The following is a 21,324-nucleotide window of genomic DNA, read 5'->3' as shown; positions in this document are numbered from 1 at the left end:
ATGGAGCGTGTCGGCAAACGCGCGGGCGCCAGCGCCAGCATCGCCTTCAGCTTCTGGCCGACGCCCGGCACGAGGCCGAGCAGCGGGGCAAAGGGGCCCGCCATCGGCGGGCCGCGGGTGACAATGGTTTGGTGACCATCCACGCCATCACCGTCCTGGGACACGATCGCCCGGGGATCATCGCCGACACCACCGCCCGCCTGGCCGGACTCGGACTCAACCTCGAGGACTCGACGATGACCCGGCTCCGCGGTCACTTCGCGATGACGCTGCTCTGCGCGGGCGAGGCGACCACGGAGGCCATCCAGGCCGATCTCGAGCCGATCGCTGCCGACGGCACCCTGACGGTCACGGTCTACGAGCTCCCCGAGGAGCAGGCGCCGGCCGGCGCGGGCCAGCTCTTCGTGCTCTCCGTCCACGGCGGTGACCGCCCGGGCATCGTCTCCACGGTGACCGCCGAGATCGCCGCCGTCGGCGGCAACATCACCGACCTGACCACCCGTCTCTCCGGGGACCTCTATGTCGTCGTCGCCGAGCTCGAGCTGCCGGCGGACGTCGACGTCTCCGTGCTCGAGGCGTCGATCAAGCGGGTCACCCAGGAGCTCGGCGTCGACGCCACCCTGCGGCCGATCGAGGCCGACGACCTGTGAGTCTCAACGAACGAGTCGCAGCCTGGACTGAGGCCGAGCTGGGTGTCGAGGGCAAGGTCCTCGACGTCGTACGTGCTCCCGCGCAGGTCCTCTCCGTGCCCGGCAAGGACGTCGACCCCGCCGCCCCCGAGACGGTCCAGCTCGCCGCGGACCTGATCGCCACCATGCGGGTCTCGCCCGGCTGCGTCGGCCTGGCCGCCGACCAGGTCGGGGTCTCGGCCCGGGTCTTCTGCGTCGACGTCTCCACCCACGTCAAGACCAAGACCCACCACGGGACGTACGTCCTGTGCAACGCCGAGGTCATCGAGGCCAGCCGCAACGAGAAGGCGCGCGAGGGCTGCATGTCCGTCCCCGACCTGACCGGTGACGTGAAGCGGGCCTCCCGGCTGACCGTACGCGGCCAGCTCCCGGTCACCGGCGAGACCGTCGAGATCGTCACCGACGCCTTCGAGGCCCGCTGCCTGCAGCACGAGATCGACCACACCAACGGTCTGCTCTTCATCGACCGCGTCGCCGGCGCCCACGCGCTGCACCAGCGGCAGACGTACTTATGACGCTAAGGTCGGCCGCGCGCCCCGGTATCCCAATCGGTCAGAGGACGGCGTCTTAAAAACGCTTCAGTGTGGGTTCGAGTCCCACCCGGGGCACTCTGCGATCCCCGGAACATCAGGGTTGTCCCGGACGTTGAGTGAGACACAGGGCCGGTACGCTGGCCACAGGAGCCGCCACCGTGGCGGCGACTTTCCAGTCGCTTTCGAGGAGTGACCCCCAGATGCAGAGCAACAACCCGGTGTTCCGTAGGGCAGAGGGCTTCGGGCAGCCGTCGCAGAACGCCTACGGCAACGCGACCTACGGTGGCAACGGGGCTTCGTACGCCGGCTACGGGCAGGACCCGAGCCAGTGGTCGACCGGCGGCCCCGAGGCTCCCACCACGGGCGCCCCCATGACGATCGACTCGGTGGTGCAGAAGGGCGCGATCACGCTCGGCGTGGTCTTCCTGGCCGCCATCGCGACGTGGATCATGACCCCCGACATCAGCTCCGACGCCAACCTCGCGCCGCTCTACCTGGCCGCGACCCTCGGTGCTGGCGCGGCGTTCATCCTGTCGCTGGTCAACTCGTTCAAGCGCGTGGTCAGCCCGGCGCTGGTCCTGGCATTCGCCCTCGCCGAGGGCATCGCTCTGGGTGCGCTCAGCAAGACCTTCGACGCTCTGTTCGGGGGCGGCATCGTCGTCCAGGCCGTGATCGGCACCTTCGCCGCGTTCGCGGGCACCTTGGCTGCGTACAAGTTCTTCAACATCAAGGTCGGCAGCAAGTTCCGCACCTTCGTGATCGCCGCGATGTTCGGCATGGTGGGCCTGAGCCTGATGGAGCTCGTGCTCGGCATGTTCGGTGCCAGCTTCGGCCTCTTCGGCTTCGGCACGCTCGGCATGATCACCGCCATCGCCGGCCTTGCGCTCGGTGTGTTCATGCTGATCCTCGACTTCGACCAGATCGAGTACGGCATCCGTGCCCAGCTCCCTGAGCGTGAGTCGTGGCGCGCCGTTTTCGGTCTGACCGTCAGCCTCGTCTGGATCTACACCAACCTGCTCCGCCTGCTGGCGATCTTCCAGCAGGATTGATCAGTCGCATCAACAGGACCGCCCCGCTCCCTTCGGAGTGGGGCGGTTCTGTCGTTGTCAGCGCTGGGAGTGGTGGGGCTCGGCGACCGGGGGAGTCTCGTCGGGGCGCTCGCCCCGGCGAGGCTCGCGGTGCTCGTTCTCGAAGGAACGGGCACGGGCCCAGTTGCGGCCGACGCGGCCACGGGGGCGCGGAGCCGGGTCGATCTCGGTTCCTGGCCGGATGACGGCGCGGAGGGAGGCTGCCGCCAGCGGCATCACCTGCTTGCCGTTGTAGGTCTCCAGGATGGCGTTCTCGTCGCCGACGAGGCCGAGCACAGAGAGCGTGGGCGGCACCAGCACCTCGCCGAGGGCGTGGTAGCCGGCGGCGGAGGGGTGGAACTGGTCGGCGCCGAACCAGAACGCCGGGGTGGCTTTGAAGGCCGGCCCGAGGACGTCACCCAGCGACACGGTGTGACCACCGGCGCGGATGACGTGGAAGATCTGGCCGGCGGCGATACGGATCGACCAGGCCCGCATGATCGAGCGCAGCGGCGGCAGGATCGGGGTGGCGGTGCTGAGATCGGGGACGGTGCCGACGAGCACGGTCACTCCGGCCTCCTGGAGCCGGATGACGGCCTGGGCGAGGTGGCTCACCGCGACCCGCGGGCGCACCCTGCGGATCACGTCGTTCGAGCCGACCAGGATGACCGCGATGTCGGCGTCGGCGGCGATCGCCTTCTCGACCTGCGGGTGCAGGTCGGAGGACTTGGCGCCGATCTCGGAGAGGTCGTGCAGGCGCACCGGCCGGCGTGCCTTCTCGGAGACGCCGGAGGCGAGGACGGCGCCAGGCGTGTCCTCGACCTCGGTCATTCCGTAGCCTGCGGCACTCGAGTCGCCGAGCAGCGCGATGCTGATCGGTCGGCCCGGATGCCGCGCTCCGTACCACCCGGTCGGGGAGGGTGCCACCGGCATCTTGACCTGATGCGTCGCTTTGACGGCAAGCGCCGCTTCCGCGACGAGGACCCCGGCGAACGCGGCCGTCGCGGCCAGAACACCCCCGCCGGCGTACGCGGTCTTGCGTGCCAGACTCTTCTTCGCCACGGGGACCACTCTAAAGTCTTCGGCCCACTACCGGGCACTCAGTATCGGGATATAGGGGATCTCACCTAGTGGACATACGCTGGGGCCATGGAGTACGTCGACTCGCTACTGGACCTCATTGGCAACACTCCGCTCGTGCGGCTGGAGCGTGCATTGGACGGTGCTGGGGCCGCAGCACCCGGCGAGGGACCCCTGGTTCTGGCCAAGGTGGAGTACCTCAACCCGGGCGGTTCGGTGAAGGACCGCATCGCCACCCGGATGATCGAGGCGGCCGAGGCGTCCGGTGAGCTGAAGCCCGGCGGGACGATCGTGGAGCCCACCTCCGGCAACACCGGTGTCGGCCTGGCGATGGTCGCCCAGCAGAAGGGCTACAAGTGCATCTTCGTCTGCCCCGACAAGGTCAGCGAGGACAAGCGCAACGTGCTGAAGGCCTACGGCGCCGAGGTCGTCGTCGCGCCCACGGCAGTGCCGCCGGAGCACCCCGACTCCTACTACAACGTCAGTGACCGGCTCGCCTCGCAGCCCGGGGCCTGGAAGCCGAACCAGTACGCCAACCCGAACAACCCGCGCTCCCACTACGAGGAGACCGGCCCTGAGATCTGGCGCCAGACCGAGGGGAAGATCACCCACTTCGTCGCCGGTGTCGGCACCGGCGGCACGATCTCCGGGATCGGTCGCTACCTCAAGGAGCAGAACCCTCACGTCCAGGTGATCGGCGCCGACCCCGCCGGGAGCGTCTACTCCGGCGGCAGCGGGCGGCCCTATCTGGTCGAGGGTGTCGGTGAGGACTTCTGGCCGGAGACGTACGACCGCGATGTCGCCGACCGGATCATCGAGGTCTCCGACGCCGACTCCTTCGCCTACACCCGCAGGCTCGCCCGCGAGGAGCAGATGCTCGTCGGTGGCAGCGCCGGCATGGCTGCGTACGCCGCCAAGCAGCTCGCCGCTGAGCTGGCCGGCACGCCGGAGGGCGAGAACGCCGTGATCGTCGTGCTGCTGCCCGACTCCGGGCGCGGCTACCTGACCAAGGTCTTCAACGACGAGTGGCTGGCGCAGTACGGCTTCGAGACCGGCGAGGCGGGCAAGCAGACCGTCGGCGACGTGCTGCGCGGCAAGTCCGGCCGGCTGCCCGACCTGGTCCACACCCACCCCGGCGAGACGATCGCCGAGGCGGTGCACATCCTGCAGGAGTACGGCGTCTCGCAGATGCCAGTCGTCCGCGCCGAGCCGCCGATCGTGGCCGCCGAGGTCGCGGGCTCGGTCTCGGAGCGGACCCTGCTCGAGGCGCTCTTCACCGGCAAGGCCAAGCTCACCGACTCCGTCGAGGAGCACATGTCCCCGCCGCTGCCCTCGATCGGCTCCGGCGCTGACGCCCACGACGCCGCCCACACCCTGGGCTCCTCCGACGCGCTGCTGGTGCACGAGGACGGCAAGCCCGTCGGTGTCCTCACCCGCCAGGACCTGCTCTTCTTCCTCACCAGTTCCTGAGTCCGCGGATACCCTCCCCCCTAGCGGGGGAGGGTCGCGTACGCCATGATTCGTGCTCATGATCGCGTACCCCCACACCCGCCGAAGCGGAGCCCGAGGTAGTCAGCATCGCCGATCGGCGATCGCCGCGGTAGCTCTGCTCACCGTCTTCTTGCTGACTGCATGTGGCGGTGGCGAGAGCAGCGGCGGCGGTGATCGGCCGAGCGTCGACGACATCGAGGGACAGATCACCCAGAGCAGCCGCGACCAGGTGACCGAGGAGCAGGCAGGGTGCCTGGCGAAGACCTACTACGAGTCGGACCTCTCCGACGAGGCGGTACGCCTTCTGGTCGAGGCCGAGGACGTCTCCACGATCAGCCCGGAGGATCTCTCGGAGGCGGATCAGAAGGCCAGCAAGGAGCTCTACGAGCCGCTGGTGAAGTGCCTGTCGCCGGCTGAGTAGTCGCCGTTCGGCGCCGGCCGGAGCCAGGTGTCGGCCACCCGGGCGAGGTCCTCGCGACCCGAGACTCCGGTCTTGCGGCTGATGTTGTGCAGGTGGGTCTCGACGGTGCGGGTGCTCATTTCCAGGTCCGCTGCCAGCGAGGCGGTCGTGGGTCCCTCCGGGAGCAGCCGAAGCACCTCGCTCTCGCGTCCGGAGAGCCCGATGTGGGTTGCCGCGCGACGGAACATGCCGGCTCGGCTGCCGGATATCTCGGAGCGCTCCCAGGCGGTGTCGAGAGTCTCGGCGGCGCCGGCCAGGTCGCCGGCCTCGCGCTGGAGGATGGCCAGCGAGATAGCGGCCCTGGTCACGAACACGAGGGCACCGGCGTCGGCGAGCTTCACGATCGCCTCGCGGAGGCCGTCGACATCGCCGGCGGCCGTGGTCGCGGCGTACGCTCCCATGCCCTGCAGCAGCGGGCTCTCGGTGCCTGTCGCGAGGCTGGCGGCCCGGGTGATGTGCTTGTTCTCGTTGGCGCCGCGCTCGACCGCCTCGACGGCGAGGAAGATGCCGCCGGTGATGTAGCCGGCGTCCAGCCGCTGGCCGACGAGCTCGCACAGCTCCTTGAGGCTCGGCATCCGGCCGCTGGCCGGCGCCATGATGCTGGCCACCATCCCGGGCCACGGGCCGAAGGCGACCTTCGCGCCGCCGATCTGGGAGGCGAGGCTGCGGGCGTACTCCGGGCGGCCCTGCGCCATCGCGATCTCGGCGCCGAGGGTCAGGATGCCGGTGTGGGCGACGTCGCGGTAGGCCGCGACGCTCGAGGAGGAGAGGCTCTGGAAGGCCGCCTGGCTCGCCTCGGTCAGCCGGCCGGCGATGCTCAGACCGAGCACGCACAGGTAGGCGTGGGCCTGGATGAGCATGGCGCTCGAGCTCTGGTAGGCCGCCTCGAGCTGCTCGCGGGCGAAATCGATGCCGCGTTCCAGGTCGCCGCCGAGCATGTCGGCGAGCCCGATGAGGAAGGCGTGCAGACCGGCGGGCAGCGGGTTCTCCGGACGCTGGCTCTCCAGCAGGTTGCGCGCCTGCTCGACCATCCCGGCGGCAAGGAGGCGTTCGGCGGCGACGACTCCGAGCATCTCGGGGCCGACCGTGTCGCGCGGGTCTGGCTCGACCGTGGGCACCTCGGGGACGTACTCCGTCTGGAACTGCAGATGGGCGCGGGAGGCCTCGAGCGTCGCGGCGAAGGTGGGCAGCCGCTTCAGCCCGTCGTCGAGCACGGCCTTGGCGGCGTTCAGGTCGCCCAGCTCCACCGCCTTCCAGGTGGCGAACCAGGCCAGCATCCAGGCCGACTCCTGGGTGTCGGTCAACGGCGTACGCCGTTCGACCTCCTCGATCTGGTCGCTGGGCGCCGCCGTGTTGCGAAGCGCCACGAGCAGCGGCAGCGCCGTCTCGGGCGAGGGCATCTCGGTCCAGGAGCGGCGCGCGCGGGTGACCTCGTCGGCCATCTGGCGCAGCGAGCGCTGGTGGAGCAGGGCGGCGTCGGCGCCGCGGGGCCGGTGGGTGGCGTAGTCGAGGAGCGGTTGCTCGGCGGCCAGGTGGTTCCGCGCGATCACCAGCCCGAACGCCGAGCCCTCGGTGATCAGGTAGTCGCCGATGAGCGGCGGGTAGAGGCCCACGACGCCACTGCCCGGGCCGTCCTCGCTGTGCCGCGCCAGGCCGTGGGCGAAGAGCGCGTCGAGCACGTTGCGCTCGATCATCTTCTCGGCCTCGTCCAGCGGCACCGGGCCCGTCACCGCGAGCGCGGTCGCGCCGTCCCAGGCGTCCTGGTCGAGACCGGCGACCAGCGGCTCGACGGCAGAGGCGAGCTCAGGAGCCCAGCCCGTACGCCTCGGCAGCCGCCACAGTCCGTCGAGCTGCTCCAGCACCCCTGCCCGCGGCCCGACGGTGGCGATGGCCCGGACCAGGCCGAGCAGGCCGCCGGTCGCCATCGCGATCCGGGCCAGGGACCCTGCCTCCACCGGGCCGCCGAGGATCCCGCGGCACACCTCGTGCACCTCGTCGACCTCGAGCGCGGGGGAGCGCACCTGGACCGACGGGGCGATGCCGAGCATCAGCGTGTTCTCGGCGACGGGGTGCTGGTGGCGGCTGCTGGTCACGGCCAGAAGTCGTCGCTGGCGGTGGATGTTGCGCAGGGCGCCGACCGAGTAGGTGTCGAGCGCGTCGGCGTCGTCGATCACCAGGACGGTGCCGTTGCCGAGCTGCTTGCTCAGCGCCGTGGTCATCTCGCCGATGGTGCGACGGGGGCCGGTGGTCGTCGCGCTGCCGATGCCGGCGGTGGTCAGCGCGGCGAACGGCTCGTTCTGCCAGGCGCGGTGGCCGCTGATCTGCAGCACGGACCGGCCCTCGTCCTCGAGCCGGTTGGCGACCAGGGAGCAGAGCTCGCTGCGCCCGGATCCGCGGGGCCCCACCAGATGGACGCTCAGGCCCGCGCCGACGTAGTCGATGACCTCGTCGACCACCCGCGCGAGGACACCTTCGCGATCCGACATGCTCACCCCCCCCACCTCAAGGTACATCCAAATGCATACCCGATTTTCTGTGGAGGCGCTGTATCGCCCGCGTATTAGGTCTACTGATACGCAGGTTACCTGTTTACAGTACGTAAACAGTCCGTCCGCGACCGCAACGTCTGGGCGCAGATGATGAGATAGTGATCTCACGGGCTGAGGTTCTCCTCGGCCTGAACACTGAGTGACACCAGGTTGCCGCATCAGCTCCCCCATCTGTATGCGGCCCTGGTGGCACGAAGACCTGAGAGCCCGGCCGTCCCGGACTCGAGGTCGCGATCATCCCCCCGCGGTCGTGACCTCGAGCCCAGGGCGGCCGGGTTTCTTTTGTGTCTGTGATGGGCCCAGGTGCGGTGGCTCACAAGAAACGTACCCCCTCGGGAGGGGGTGCTGAGGTTCATGTGGCGGCAGTGACATAGTGATCGACGTGGACAGCGTCCTGGAGTTAGCCAGGTGGCAGTTCGGCATCGTGACCGTCTACCACTTCCTGTTCGTCCCGCTCACGGTGGGACTCACCATGCTCGTCGCCGTGCTGGAGACGATCTGGCTGCGTACGAAGAACCCTGAGTGGCTTCGGCTGACCAAGTTCTTCGCGAAGCTCTTCCTGATCAACTTCGCGCTCGGTGTGGTCACCGGGATCGTGCAGGAGTTCCAGTTCGGGATGACCTGGTCGGACTACTCCCGCTTCGTCGGGGACGTCTTCGGGGCTCCGCTGGCGATCGAGGCGCTGCTCGCCTTCTTCCTGGAGTCGACCTTCCTCGGCCTGTGGATCTTCGGCTGGGACAAGCTGCCGCGGGCGCTGCACAACGCGTGCATGTGGATCGTCCACCTCGGCACCCTGGCGTCGTCGTGGTTCATCCTGGCGGCCAACTCCTGGATGCAGCACCCGGTCGGCTACAAGTTCAACGAGATCACCGGCCGCGCCGAGCTCACCGACTTCTGGGCGGTGATGTTCAACAAGGTGCAGCTGGGCACGTTCCCGCACGTCATCCTCGCGGCGTACCTCACCTCGGCCGCCTTCATGCTTGGCATCCTGGGCTGGCTCTACCTGCGCCGGCCCGGCGAGAACAACGCAGACCGTCCGATGCACCGGCGCGGGATGGTGCTGGCGGCCTGGATCATGGTCTTCTCCGGCATCGGTGTGGCGGTCTCGGGTGACATCCAGGGCAAGATCATGACCGAGGTGCAGCCGATGAAGATGGCGGCCGCGGAGGCGCTGTGGGAGACCTCCGACTCGTGCGCGCCGTTCTCCATTCTGACCATCGGCACCCGCGACGGGAAGCACGAGAAGTGGGCGCTCGAGGTGCCCTGCGTGCTCTCCTTCCTCGGCACCGGCACCTTCGACGGCAAGGTCGAGGGCATCTACGACCTGCAGGAGAAGTATCGGGAGACGTACGGATCGACGCCGGGCGCGACCTACTACTCACCCGGCGACTACACCCCGAACATCCCGGTCACCTACTGGACCTTCCGCTGGATGATGGGTCTGGGCGTCGTCGGCAGCCTCATCGGGCTGGCGGTGCTCTGGTTCACCCGCCGAGGGCGTACGCCGACAGGGCTGGTCGGGCGCTTCCTGCCCGCGCTGGCGATCTCGGCGCCGGTGATGGTGCTGCTGGGCAACTCGATGGGCTGGATCTTCACCGAGATGGGGCGTCAGCCGTGGGTGGTCTTCGGGGTCCTGACCACGCCCAACGGCGTCTCGCCGGGCGTCGAGCCATGGGAGGTGTGGATGTCGCTGATCGGGTTCACGCTGCTCTACGCCGTGCTCGCGGTCGTGGAGGTCGGGCTGCTCATCAAGTATGTGAAGAAGGCTCCGGACCCGTTCGTCGAGCCACCCGACCCCTCCCTGCGCGGCTCCGACTCGGATGCCGACGAGCCGATGAACTTCGCGTACTGAGGAGCAACTGATGGAACTCACGACTATCTGGTTCTGCCTCATCGCCGTGCTGTGGATCGGCTACTTCGTCCTGGAGGGCTTCGACTTCGGCGTCGGGATGCTGCTCCCGGTGCTGGCCCGTGACGACCGCGAGCGGCGCGTCATGATCAACACGATCGGCCCGGTCTGGGACGGCAACGAGGTCTGGCTGCTGACCGCGGGCGGGGCGACGTTCGCGGCGTTCCCGGAGTGGTACGCCACCTTGTTCTCCGGCTTCTACGTGCCGCTGTTCCTCATCCTGATCGCGCTGATCGTGCGTGGCGTCGCCTTCGAGTACCGCCACCAGCGGCCTTCGGTCACCTGGGCCGGCTGGTGGGACCGCGCGGTGATCTTCGGGTCCTACGTCCCCGCGTTCCTGTGGGGTGTGGCCTTCGCCAACATCGTGCGCGGGGTGCCGATCGACGCCGACTTCGAGTTCACCGGGACGGTGCTGACGCTGCTGAACCCGTACGGCCTCCTCGGCGGACTCGTCACGCTGTCGCTCTTCGTGACCCACGGTGCGCTGTTCATCGCCCTCAAGACCGACGGTGAGATCCGCGGCCGGGCTCGTGCGCTGGCGCTCCGCGTCGGGGTCGTTGCTGCCGTCCTCGCCGTCGTGTTCCTGGTCTGGACCCAGGTGCTGACCGGCAACCTCGGCACCGCCGTGATCTTCGTCGTGGCGGCGCTCGCGCTCGTGGGCGGGCTGGCGGCTGCGTACGTCGGTCGTGAGGGGTTCGCCTTCGCGGGCACCTTCCTCGCCATCGGGCTGGCCGTGGCCGGGCTCTTCGTGGGGCTCTTCCCCGACGTGATGCCCTCGAGCACCGACGTCGCCAACTCGCTGACGACGACCAACGCCGCGGCGACGCCCTACACGCTGAAGCTGATGACCATCGTGGCGGCGGTGTTCACGCCGATCGTGGTGGGCTACCAGGCCTGGACGTACTGGATCTTCCGCAAGCGGATCTCGATCCATCACATCCCCGCCGCCCATTGAGATGCGCCCGAACGACCCACGCCTGCGAGCCCAGCTGTCGGTAGCCCGGCGGCCGCTGGCCGTCGTGGTGGGCGCCGGGGTGCTGGGGGCGGTGCTGCTGATCGCCCAGACGTACGCCGTCACCGGGCTGCTCATCTCCGCGATCCGCGACACGGGGTCGGTGAGCGGCTGGGCCCTGGCGGTCGTGGCCGTCTTCGCCGGACGCGCCGTCCTCGGAGTGGTCTCCGACGTGGCCGGTGCCCGGGCCGCCGGTGTCGTCGGGGCGGACCTGCGGCGCCGGGTGGTCGGGGCGATCCTGCGCGGCCGGTCGGAGAGCTCGGGCTCGCTCTCGGCGTTGGCCACACGCGGGGTCTCGGCCGCCGAGCCGTATCTGACGCGCTATGTGCCGGCGCTGGTGCTGGCGTGCGTACTGCCCGTCATGGTGCTCGCGGTGATCGTCTGGACCGACCCGCTCAGCGGTCTCATCGTGGGGCTCACGCTGCCGCTGATCCCGATCTTCGGGGTGCTGGTCGGGCTGGCCACGCGTGATCAGGCGGCCAGCCAGTGGCGGGCGATGTCGGCGCTGGCCGGTCACTTCCTCGACGTGATGAAGGGCCTGCCCACGCTGGTCGCCTTCGGTCGCGCCACGGCCCAGTCGCGCGTCATCGCCACGATCACCGACCGCTACCGCCGCCGCACCCTCGAGACCCTGAAGATCGCGTTCGCCTCCTCGGCCGTGCTCGAGCTCGTCGCGACCATCTCGGTCGCCCTGGTGGCGGTGATCATCGGGGTCCGGCTCGCCGCCGGCTCGGTCGACCTGCAGACGGCTCTCGTGGTCCTGCTGCTCGCCCCCGAGGCCTACTGGCCGCTGCGCCGCGTCGGCACCGAGTTCCATGCGGCCGCCGAGGGTACGGCGACTCTCGAGGCCACCGCGGACCTCTCCGCGCGAGACGTCACCCGCGTCGGCCGAGACGTCACCGACTGCCATCTCGACCGACGAGAGCGACGTCTCGGCATGTCTCTCGGTGAGGTGGGGCTGACCTATCCGGGCCGCGAGCGGCCGGCGCTGGCGCCGGTCTCCGCGACGGTCCCTGGCCGGGGGATCACCGCGATCGTCGGGCCGAGCGGTTGCGGGAAGTCCACGCTGCTGGCGACGATGGCGGGCCTCCATGAGACGTACGCCGGCACGGTCGAGCTCGACGGACAGACGCCGGCCGCGGGTGACGAGTGGCGACGACGGTTCGCCTACCTGCCGCAGCGTCCGGTGTTCGTCAGCGGGACGATCGCCGACAACCTGCGGCTGGGGTCGCCGGAGGCGACCGAGAGCGACCTGTGGCGCGTACTCAAGCGGGTCGCCCTCGCCGACCGGATCGCCGACCTCCCCGGCGGTCTCGGCGCCGACCTGGCCGAGGACGGCCGCTCCCTCTCGGCCGGGGAGCGAGCCCGGTTGGCGCTGGCCCGCGTCGTACTCTCCGATCGTTCCTGGGTCCTCCTCGACGAGCCGACCGCCCACCTGGACCCCGACACCGAACGGATCATCGCCGACACCGTCACCGACCTCGCCCGCGATCGAGCCGTCGTCCTCGTCGCACACCGCGAGGCGCTCATCGACATCGCCGACCAGGTCATCACCCTCTCCGCCGGAACCCCGCCCGCCGAGGCGTCACCCGCGTCGGCCGAGACGTCGCTCCCGTCGGTCGAGACGGCGACCGCTGACGCCTCGGCCGACGTACCTGACGCTTCGGCCGACGTACCTGACGGCTCGGCGCGGGTGGCGCTGTGGGGGTCGGCGGTGGTCGGTGGGCTGAGCTGGGCGTCGGGTGTGGCGCTGACAGCGCTGGCGGGGTGGCTGATCATCAAGGCCTCCTACCAGCCGGTGATCCTGACGCTGGTGGCCGCGATGGTGGGGGTGCGTACGTTCGGGATCGCGCGGCCGGTGCTGCGCTACCTGGAGCGGTTGTGGTCGCACGACAGTGCGCTGCGGCTGCTGGCCAAGCGGCGGGTGGAGATCTACGACGCGCTGGTGCCGTTGGTGCCCGGTGCCCTCCCCGGCCGCCGGGGAGACGTGCTGGCCAGCGTCGTCGACGACGTCGACGCGGTGCTCGACGAGGAGCTGCGGGTGCGGCTGCCGGTCCGGGAGTACGCCGTCGTGGCGGCCCTCGCGGTCCTGGCGGCCGCGCTCATCGACCCGGTCGCCGGGGCCTTCACCGCGGCCACGGTGCTGGCGGCGGGAGCCGCCTTCGGGATCGCGTACGCCGGAGCAGCACGCGCCGAGAACATCTCGGTCACGGTGCGTGCGAGGGTGTCCGAGCAGGTGGTCGAGGCGACCCAGACGGCGACCGAGCGCAGGATGTGGCAGGCCGGCGAGCCGGTGCTGCAGACCCTCGACGACCTGGCCGGCACCGCCACCAGGGCCACCACCACAGCGGCGTCGGCCTCCTCGCTGGCCAAGGCCATCGTGCTGGTCACCGCCGGCGCGGCGGTCGCCGCGACCGCCGCCTACGCCACCGTCAGCGACGGTCCGATGCTCGCACTGCTCACCCTGGTCCCGCTGGCGCTGGCCGAGCCCGCAGCGACGCTCGCCGACGCCGGTGCGGCCCGGGCTCGCACCCGTGCCGCGCAGCGCCGTCTCGACGACCTCACCAGCCGTTCCCCGGCGGTCGAAACCCCGGAGCACCCCGAGCCGCCCAGCGACGACACCACGATCACGATCACCGGCGTCACCGCCCACCCCGGCGGCCAGACGATCGGCCAGAGCGTCGGCCAGAGCGTCGAGATCCCCGACCTGCACGTCGAGCCGGGCGCGCGGATCGGCATCGTCGGCCCGTCCGGCTCCGGCAAGAGCACCCTGGCCGCGCTGCTGCTGCGCTTCCTCGACCCCGACACCGGCACGATCACCCTGGGCGGAAGGTCGACCGGCGACATGGACCCGCAGGACGTACGGAAGATCGTGGGTCTCGTCGACGACGACCCGCACGTCTTCGCGTCCAGCCTCGTCGAGAACGTCCGCCTGGCCCGGCCTGGAGCCACGGACGAGGAGGTCGAGCAGGCGATCCGGCGCGCCCACCTCGGCGACTGGCTCGATGCCCTCCCTGCCGGGATGCAGACCAGACTCGGCGACGGTGCCGCCGAGGTCTCCGGGGGCGAGCGGGCCAGGCTGGCGGTGGCGAGGTCGCTGCTGGCAGGGCACAAGGTCCTGGTTCTGGATGAACCTTTGGCTCATCTGGACACCGCGACCGCCGCGTCGCTGGCGCGTGAGGTGCTCGCGCGGGAGGATGACTCGACAGCTGGCGCAGAGCCTGGTCCGCATGGCGGCACGAAAACCGTATTGTGGATGACTCACACATCGACCGGACTGGGGCTGACCGATACCGTGGTCTCCCTTCAACGAATGGGGGAAGTGAGACGGTGTTGACCGAGACAAGGACGATCCGGGTCTACCTGCTCGACGACCACGAGGTCGTGCGCCAAGGGTTGACGACACTGCTCGACAGTCATGACGACATCGCCGTCGTCGGCCAGGGCGGCACCACCGCCCAGGCACGCGAGGACATCGACCGTCTCCAGCCGGACGTGTGCGTGCTCGACGCCCGCCTGCCCGACGGCTCGGGGATCGAGGTGTGCCGTGAGGTCCGTGCGGCCTACCCGGAGATGCTCGCGCTCATCCTGACCTCCTATGACGACGACGAGGCGCTCTTCTCGGCGATCATGGCCGGGGCCAAGGGGTACGTCCTCAAGGACATCCGCGGCAACGACCTGGTCGAGGCGATCCGCACCGTCTCCGGCGGCGGCTCGCTGCTCGACCCGCTGATGACCGCGAAGGTCATGGAGAAGATGCGCAACCCCGATGGCGAGTCGCCGCAGATGCAGGCGCTCACGCCACAGGAGAAGCGCCTGCTCGCGCTCATCGGCGAGGGTCTGACCAACCGCGAGATCGCGGGGCGGATGTTCCTGGCCGAGAAGACGGTCAAGAACTACGTCTCCAGCATCCTGGCCAAGCTCGGTGTGCAGCGACGCACCCAGGCCGCGCTGATGGCCAAGGAGCTGCTCCACCCCCGCCGGGGTCAGTAGGAATCAGACCCCAGCGCCCAACGGCACCTGCCAGACGAGCTCGGTGCCGCTGGGTGAGCGCGGGCCGATCTCGAGCTGGCCACCGAGCTGGACCGCGCGACAGCGGGCGTTCTTCAGCCCGCTCTCCTCGGCCTCGTCGGGGACGCCGCCGCCGTCGTCGCGTACGACCAGCTTGATCTCGTCGTCCTGAAGGGTCAGCTCGATCTGGGCGCTGTGGGCCTGGGCGTGCCGGGCGAGGTTGGAGACCGCCTCGCGCAGCACCGGCAGCAGGTGGTTACGGACCGAGTCGGGCACCGCGGTGTCGACCGGCCCGGTGATCTTGATCTCCGGGGTGAAGTCCATGACGCCCGCGTACTCCCGGACGACCTCGCGCACCTGCGCGCGCAGCGAGGAGGCGTCGTGGTTGCTGAGGTCGAAGATGGAGCCGCGTACGTCCTTGATGGTCTGGTCCAAGGCGTCGACCTGCTCCGAGAGCCGCTTGGGCAGGTCCTCGACCCGCTGCGGGTTGCGGCCCAGGGTCTCGAGCTGGAGCCCGATCGCGAAGAGACGCTGGATGACCACGTCGTGCAGGTCGCGGGCGATCCGGTCACGGTCGGTGATGACGGCGAGGTCGGCCCTGTCCTCGACCGCGCGGAGGCGGTCCAGGGCGAGGGCCGCCTGACCGGCGAAGCCGAAGAAGAGCTCGCGCTCGTGTTCGTCGTGGGCGGCGCCGGCGTTGTCGTAGATCGCCAGCAGCGCGCCGCGGCCGGCGAGCGAGGAGCGCACCGGAGCGACCACGACGTAGAGGCCGTCGACCTCGAGGTCGAGCGGCTCGACGATGCGACGGTCGATCAGGAGCGGGACCTTCTCGGTGACCGCCTGGACTTGTTCCTCGTGACCGGGCGCGGAAGCGACACCGGAGACGAGACCGTGCTCGATGCGGGTGCCGGCACCGACTCCGATCGCGCGCATCAGCGGCAGCGCGGTCTCGCACATCCGCTCGAGGGCGACCAGGTGGTCCAGGGGCGGGGTCAGGGCGCGGCTGAGCTCGGCGCTCGCCTCGAGCCACCTGCGGCGCTGCTCGCTGAGCTCGAGCTCGCGCACCTTGTCGATCTGGGCGCCGGCGGCGCGAGCGAGGGCGACGACGAGCTGCTCGTCGTGGCTGGTGAACTCGGCACCGCCGACCTTCTCAGACAGGAGCAGGTGGCCGAAGTCGCGGTTGTCGATGCGCAGCGGCACCTCGATGAACTTGCGCTTGCCGGGGTCGCCTGTACGCAGCGCGTGGTTGCCGCCGCCGTCAGGGGTGCGGGGTGTGACCAGCAGGAGAGGCTCGGGAGCGGTGATTCCCCTGGGCCGGGTCGTCGATGCCGGCTCGCCGTCGTCCTCGACGTCGAGCCGCGCCCGGCGGCCCCGGCTCTTGCCGACGACCTGCAGCGTCGGCTCCTGCTGGTGGCCGTAGGTGATCAGGTCCTGCAGGTCACCGTCGGGGCTGAGAACGCCGAGGGCGCCGTAGCTCGCCCCGGTCAGCTCGCAGGCGGAGCGGGTGATCCTCTCCAGCATGGCGCTCAGGTCGAGCTCGCTCGACATCGCGATGACCGCGTCCAAGAGCGAGCGCGCCGATGGCTCCAGACCGGTCAGGTCCTCGGTCGCGTCAGTGGTCACTTGTCAGAGTCTGTCGTGCTGGACCCGGTCGCGTCCACATATCGGCAACAGTTTCTCCACTGTCTGCCTCAAACTCACGCGAATGCTTGCGTTTGGTCACTGACTCGCGATCTCGCCGTCGACGTAGAGCCACCGTCCGGCACGCACCTCGAACCGGCTGTGCTCGGCGAGCACCCCGTCGCCCGACGGTGCCTGGTAGGACGCCCGGAACGCCACCCAGCCGTGGGTGTCGTCATCGAGCCCGGAGCCCTCTATCTCCAGCCCCGTCCACGTCAGCCGTGAGTCGGGTGCGGCCACGCCCAGGTCGTCGGGGCGGGTCCCCGGATGCCAGGTGCGGAAGATGTAGTCCCAGTCCCCGAGGGCGTACGCCGCGTAGCGGCTGCGCATCAGCTCCTCCGGAGTCTCGGCCAGGGCACCGCCGCGGTGCAGCCGGTGGCAGCACATCGCATAGCGCCGCCCGCTGCCGCACGGGCACTCCTCGGTCAGGGGCGATCCGGTGGCGGTGCGGCCGAGGGGAGACATGCGCCCCATTGTGTACCGGAATGGGCTCATTCTCGTCGTAGGCCCGGAGCGCCCCGTCTATTGTGTGGGGGTGGCTCTCAGGCGCAAGCGGCTCGGGACGGCGGGGGTGCATCGGTGACGGATGTGAACATCTGTCTGCTGGGCCCCCTGATCGTCACGCGCGCAGGCGAGCCCGTGGAGGTCCCGGGACGACGCCCGCGCACGTTGCTGTCGTTGCTGGCCCTGGAGGCCGGCACCCCGGTCTCCGCCGACCTGCTCGCCGACCGGATCTGGGGCGAGGAGCTCCCCGACAACCCGCGCGGCAGCCTGCACACCTACATCGGGCGGCTGCGTCGCGTGCTCGGCAAGGAGGTCGTACGCCGCGCCGCCGGCGGCTACATCCTCGACCTGCCGCGCTCCTCGGTGGACGCGCTCGCCTTCATCGACCTGCTCGACACGGCCGAGGGTCCGGAGGCCTACGACCTGCTCGAGGAGGCCATCGCGCTGTGGCGTGCCGAGCCGTTCGACGAGCCCTCCGGGGACTCCCTGGCCGAGCGCACCCGCCCGTGGCTGGTCGACCGCTACCTGGCCGCGCTGGAGCATCGCGCCGAGCTCGACATCGCCGCCGGCCGGGCCGCGAAGGCGGTCGCCGACGTGCGCCGCGTCGTGGGCGACCATCCGTTGCGGGAGTCCCTGTGGGTGGTGCTCCTGGACGCACTGGACGCGGCGGGGCGTACGGCCGAGGCGTTGGAGGCCTATGAGGAGGTCCGGGCGCGGCTGGCCGACGAGCTCGGCGCCGATCCCGGCGCGGAGCTGCGTTCCACCTTCACCAGGCTGCTGACCGGCTCCTCGCCGGCCCCGGAGATCGAGGCCTCCCCTGGCCAGGCGACCGTGCCCGCGCAGCGCGTCTCGGAGGAGGACATGGTCCCGAGACAGCTCCCGGCCGACATCCCCAGCTTCTCCGGGCGTGAGGCCGAGCTCCGGCTGCTCGACGCGGTGACCATCTCCCACGACGCCGGCTGGCCGAGCGTGGTCGCCGTGCACGGCATCGGGGCGGTGGGCAAGACCGCGTTCGCGGTGCACTGGGCTCGCGCCCGGACCGAGCACTTCCCCGACGGTCAGCTCTTCATCGACCTGCGCGGCTTCGGGCCGGGCGAGCCGCTCTCGCACGCCCAGGCACTCACGACCCTGCTGATCGGGCTCGGCGTCGACGCCGCCTCGGTGCCGACCGAGGTGGACGCGGCATCGGCCCTACTGCGTACGACCCTCGCGCAGCGGCGCATGCTCCTGGTGCTCGACAACGCTCGCGACTCCACCCAGGTGCGACCCTTGCTGCCAGGTGGTGACTCGCTGGTGCTGGTGACCAGCCGGAGCCAGCTGCGTGGCCTGGCGACCCGCGAGGGTGCCCGCCGGCTCGCGCTGGACACGCTCGCACCGGCGGAGTCGGCGGCCTTCCTGAGGCAGCGGCTCATCGATCGGACGGCCGACGAGGCGGACATCCGCGCCCTGGCGGACAGGTGTGGACATCTCCCGCTGGCACTCGCCGTCGCGGCCGAGCGCTGCAGCCGCTATCCCGACCTCTCGCTGACCGACCTGGTCGCCGAGCTCGACGGCGAGACCAGCCGGCTGGCGGCGCTGGAGGCACCACTCGACCCCATCTCCGACCTGCGTGCGGTCTTCTCCTGGTCCTACGACTCCCTCGACGAGGAGTCGCGGCGTGCGTTCCGCCTCCTCGGCCTCCGCCCGGGTCACGAGATCGGGATGCCCGCGATGGCGGCGCTCTTCGCCGTCGACATCGCCGCCGCCCGACGCCTGGTCGACAAGCTGGTCGACGCCAACCTCGTCCGCGAGCACCGCCCCGGACGCTTCGTGCTCCACGACCTGATCCGCGACTACGCCCTGGAGATGGGCTCCGAGAAGGAGTCCGGCGAGGCGCTGCTGCGGCTGGTGAGCTGGTACACCCACTCCCTGGTCGCCGCGTCCGAGGCCGACGGCCGGTCGTTCCGGCTGATGAGCCTCGACCCCGTGGTCGACGGGGTGACGCCGCTGAGCTTCGCCACCTCGCCGCAGGCCCGCGCCTGGGGCGACCGGGAGTGGCTGACCATGGGTAGTGCCGTACGTCTCGCCGTTCGTGCGGGGCTGCTGGGTCCCGCCTACCAGCTGGTCAACAAGATGTTCAGCCTCTCGATGCGGCACCCACCCGCCGAGACCGTCCCCCTCCAGGAGCTCGGCCTCGACGCCGCCCTCCGTGCCGGTCAGCACGTCGACGCGGCCTACATCCGCAACCAGTTCGGGATCAGTCGGGCGCGGGTCGGCGACCTGGCGGGCGCGATCTCGGAGTTCCGCGGTGCTGCCGAGGTGTTCCGTGAGGCCGGGACCGCGGCCGGCCTGGAGATGGCGCTGTCCAACTGCGGCCAGGCGCTCAGCATGACCGGCTCCCTCGACGAGGCCGTCGCGGTCCTCGAGGAGGCGTACGCCGTCGCGGATGCGGCCGGGATGGACGACCGTGCCCGCGCCAGCCTGATCGGGTTGGCCGAGGTCTACGTCCGGATGGAGCGCTACGAGGACGCCGTGCGACTGGTCGAGGAGGAGATCGGCTACGCGTCGGTCGACGTCGACTCCTCCGCCTCGCCGCGGATGACCCTGGTCGATGCCCTGATCGGCCTGCGGCGCTACCCCGAGGCCGAGAGCCATCTGCGGCTGGAGCTGGCCCACCGCCTCGAGGAGCGCAACCGGTGGGGTGAGGCCAACGTCCTCGTACGCCAGGCCGTGATCGAGCGCGAGACCGAGCGTGTCGCGCAGGCCCGGGCGACGCTCCACGAGGTCGTCGCGATCCTGGACGAGGTGGGGGAGCTCGACCGCACCGCGCTGACCCGGGAGCGGGTCGAGGAGCTCCTTGCCAGCGTCGGGTCCTCCGCATCCGCGGATCGGGACGTCGACGCCGAGGCCGCCCAGGGGTTGGGCGGCGGCGTAGCGTTGCGTCCGTGACTGCCGCACCCACGATCAGCACCCTCGGCCAGCTTCGCGCGAGTGGCCATGTGTTCAAGTCGCTCCGCGAGGAGATCCGCGACAACCTGCTGGCGAAGCTGGCAGCTGGAGAGGACCCCTGGCCCGGGCTGCACGGCTTGGAGGACACCGTCATCCCGCAGCTCGAGCGTGCCCTGATCGCCGGGCACGACGTCGTCCTGCTGGGCGAGCGTGGTCAGGGAAAGACCAGGCTGCTGCGTACGCTGGTGGGGATGCTCGACGAGTGGACCCCGGTCATCGAGGGATCCGAGCTCGGCGAGCACCCCTACGAGCCCGTCAGCGTCGGGTCCCAGCGGTTGGCAGCGACCGCCGGTGAGGCGCTGCCGGTCGCGTGGAAGCACCGCTCCGAGCGCTACTCGGAGAAGCTGGCCACCCCGGACACGTCTGTGGCCGACCTGATCGGCGACGTCGACCCGATGAAGGTCGCCGAGGGGCGCTCGCTGGGCGACCCGGAGACGATCCACTTCGGCCTGATCCCGCGCTCCCACCGCGGCATCGTCGCGATCAACGAGCTGCCCGACCTCGCCGAGCGGATCCAGGTCGCGATGCTCAACGTGATGGAGGAGCGCGACATCCAGATCCGCGGCTACGTGCTGCGGCTGCCGCTCGACCTGCTCGTGGTCGCCTCCGCGAACCCGGAGGACTACACCAACCGCGGCCGGATCATCACGCCGCTGAAGGACCGCTTCGGCGCCGAGATCCGCACCCACTACCCGCGCGAGCTCGCCGCGGAGATGGCGGTCATCCGGCAGGAGGCCGCCCTGGTCGCCGACGTACCCGACCACCTCCTCGAGATCCTCGCCGTCTTCACCCGTCACCTGCGCAGCTCCTCCGCGGTCGACCAACGCTCCGGCGTCTCGGCGCGCTTCTCGATCGCTGGCGCCGAGACCGTCGCCGCCGCGGCCCTGCACCGCGCCACCGTCCAGGGTGAGGCCGACGCGGTCGCCCGCATCGTCGACCTGGAGACGGCCGTCGAGGTGCTCTCCGGCAAGATCGAGTTCGAGTCCGGTGAGGAAGGCCGCGAGTCCGAGATCCTCACCCACCTGCTGCGTACGGCCATCGCCGAGACCGTCCGCAAGTCCTTCCGCGGCCTCGACTTCGCGCTGCTCATCGACGCCATCGAGGACGGCCGCATGGTCACCACCGGCACCAAGGTCGCTGCCGCCGACTTCCTGGCCGGCCTTCCCGTCCTGGGCGAGTCCGACCTCTACGACCAGATCGGCGACCGCGTCTACGAGTCCACCGGCGGTCCCAAGAACGACGGCCAGCTCGCCAGCGCCATCGAGCTGGCCCTGGAAGGCCTGTTCCTAGCGAGAAAGATCGGCAAAGACACAGCCGACGGGGAAACGATCTATGGCTGAGCCGGGAGGCA

At 70.4% G+C, this 21,324-nt stretch carries 15 protein-coding genes and 1 tRNA gene; 12 read left to right on the top strand and 4 right to left on the bottom strand.

Translation table 11 applies throughout. The annotated features are described in order from the left end of the window. Window positions 1-131 precede the first annotated feature (131 nt). The 4 genes from ABZU72_RS07855 (at window position 132) to ABZU72_RS07840 (ending at window position 2,271) form a co-directional block, all read left to right on the top strand. Window positions 132-650 carry an ACT domain-containing protein gene (locus ABZU72_RS07855; protein WP_355018297.1) on the top strand — a complete coding sequence of 173 codons (519 nt, stop codon included), beginning with the start codon at window positions 132-134 and terminating at the stop codon, window positions 648-650. Continuing rightward, window positions 647-1,204, top strand: a complete 558-nt coding sequence (gene def / locus ABZU72_RS07850; protein ID WP_355018296.1) for a peptide deformylase — start codon at window positions 647-649, stop codon at window positions 1,202-1,204. The genes ABZU72_RS07855 and def overlap by 4 nt, the downstream gene beginning before the upstream one ends. A gap of 18 nt (window positions 1,205-1,222) precedes the next feature. After that, a tRNA-Leu gene (locus ABZU72_RS07845) sits at window positions 1,223-1,297 on the top strand. Between the two features lie 125 nt (window positions 1,298-1,422). Continuing rightward, window positions 1,423-2,271: a Bax inhibitor-1/YccA family protein gene (locus ABZU72_RS07840; RefSeq protein WP_355018295.1), complete on the top strand. Its 849-nt coding sequence runs from the start codon at window positions 1,423-1,425 to the stop codon at window positions 2,269-2,271. A gap of 57 nt (window positions 2,272-2,328) precedes the next feature. Here the strand turns inward: ABZU72_RS07840 and ABZU72_RS07835 are convergent, their stop codons facing one another. Next, the gene (locus tag ABZU72_RS07835) at window positions 2,329-3,351 is read right to left on the bottom strand and encodes an SGNH/GDSL hydrolase family protein (protein ID WP_355018294.1); all 1,023 of its coding nucleotides are present in this window, start codon (window positions 3,349-3,351) and stop codon (window positions 2,329-2,331) included. An 87-nt stretch (window positions 3,352-3,438) separates the two neighbouring features. On the opposite strand from ABZU72_RS07835, the gene ABZU72_RS07830 reads away from it, so the two are divergent. Continuing rightward, window positions 3,439-4,839 carry a cystathionine beta-synthase gene (locus ABZU72_RS07830; protein WP_355018293.1) on the top strand — a complete coding sequence of 467 codons (1,401 nt, stop codon included), beginning with the start codon at window positions 3,439-3,441 and terminating at the stop codon, window positions 4,837-4,839. Window positions 4,840-4,897: 58 nt separating this feature from the next. After that, complete coding sequence (locus ABZU72_RS07825; RefSeq protein ID WP_355018292.1) at window positions 4,898-5,281, top strand: hypothetical protein; 384 nt, start codon at window positions 4,898-4,900, stop codon at window positions 5,279-5,281. Here ABZU72_RS07825 and ABZU72_RS07820 read toward each other — a convergent pair. After that, window positions 5,242-7,806, bottom strand: coding sequence for a LuxR C-terminal-related transcriptional regulator (locus tag ABZU72_RS07820; RefSeq protein WP_355018302.1), 2,565 nt, complete (start codon window positions 7,804-7,806; stop codon window positions 5,242-5,244). The two genes, ABZU72_RS07825 and ABZU72_RS07820, sit on opposite strands and share 40 nt — an antisense overlap. Window positions 7,807-8,251: 445 nt before the next feature. Here ABZU72_RS07820 and ABZU72_RS07815 point away from each other — a divergent pair, with 445 nt between their 5' ends. The 4 genes from ABZU72_RS07815 to ABZU72_RS07800 are packed head-to-tail and all read left to right on the top strand — an operon-like array spanning window position 8,252 to window position 14,783. After that, window positions 8,252-9,721, top strand: a complete 1,470-nt coding sequence (locus tag ABZU72_RS07815; RefSeq protein WP_355018291.1) for a cytochrome ubiquinol oxidase subunit I — start codon at window positions 8,252-8,254, stop codon at window positions 9,719-9,721. Window positions 9,722-9,731: 10 nt separating this feature from the next. Continuing rightward, complete coding sequence (cydB, locus tag ABZU72_RS07810) at window positions 9,732-10,733, top strand: cytochrome d ubiquinol oxidase subunit II (protein WP_355018290.1); 1,002 nt, start codon at window positions 9,732-9,734, stop codon at window positions 10,731-10,733. A gap of 1 nt (window position 10,734) precedes the next feature. After that, complete coding sequence (gene cydD / locus ABZU72_RS07805) at window positions 10,735-14,127, top strand: thiol reductant ABC exporter subunit CydD (RefSeq protein ID WP_355018289.1); 3,393 nt, start codon at window positions 10,735-10,737, stop codon at window positions 14,125-14,127. Beyond that, entirely contained in the window at window positions 14,121-14,783 is a 663-nt protein-coding gene (locus ABZU72_RS07800) for a response regulator transcription factor (protein ID WP_350662111.1), read from the top strand. The genes cydD and ABZU72_RS07800 overlap by 7 nt, the downstream gene beginning before the upstream one ends. Window positions 14,784-14,786: 3 nt before the next feature. On the opposite strand, the gene ABZU72_RS07795 is transcribed toward ABZU72_RS07800, so the two are convergent. Together ABZU72_RS07795 and ABZU72_RS07790 are read right to left on the bottom strand one after the other, a co-directional pair. Then, window positions 14,787-16,424: a histidine kinase gene (locus tag ABZU72_RS07795; protein ID WP_355018288.1), complete on the bottom strand. Its 1,638-nt coding sequence runs from the start codon at window positions 16,422-16,424 to the stop codon at window positions 14,787-14,789. A gap of 96 nt (window positions 16,425-16,520) precedes the next feature. Beyond that, window positions 16,521-16,946, bottom strand: coding sequence for a YchJ family metal-binding protein (locus tag ABZU72_RS07790; protein ID WP_355018287.1), 426 nt, complete (start codon window positions 16,944-16,946; stop codon window positions 16,521-16,523). A 114-nt stretch (window positions 16,947-17,060) separates the two neighbouring features. Between ABZU72_RS07790 and ABZU72_RS07785 the strand changes: the two genes are divergently transcribed. After that, a complete protein-coding gene (locus tag ABZU72_RS07785) occupies window positions 17,061-19,913 on the top strand; it encodes a BTAD domain-containing putative transcriptional regulator (protein WP_355018286.1) in 2,853 nt (950 codons plus the stop codon). Then, window positions 19,910-21,313 carry a magnesium chelatase gene (locus ABZU72_RS07780; protein WP_355018285.1) on the top strand — a complete coding sequence of 468 codons (1,404 nt, stop codon included), beginning with the start codon at window positions 19,910-19,912 and terminating at the stop codon, window positions 21,311-21,313. Before ABZU72_RS07785 ends, ABZU72_RS07780 begins: the two co-directional genes overlap by 4 nt. Window positions 21,314-21,324 lie beyond the last annotated feature (11 nt).

This window comes from Nocardioides sp. NPDC004968, from assembly GCF_040608935.1.
Taxonomy (GTDB): domain Bacteria; phylum Actinomycetota; class Actinomycetes; order Propionibacteriales; family Nocardioidaceae; genus Nocardioides.
This window is presented reverse-complemented; position numbering and strand designations above follow the sequence as displayed.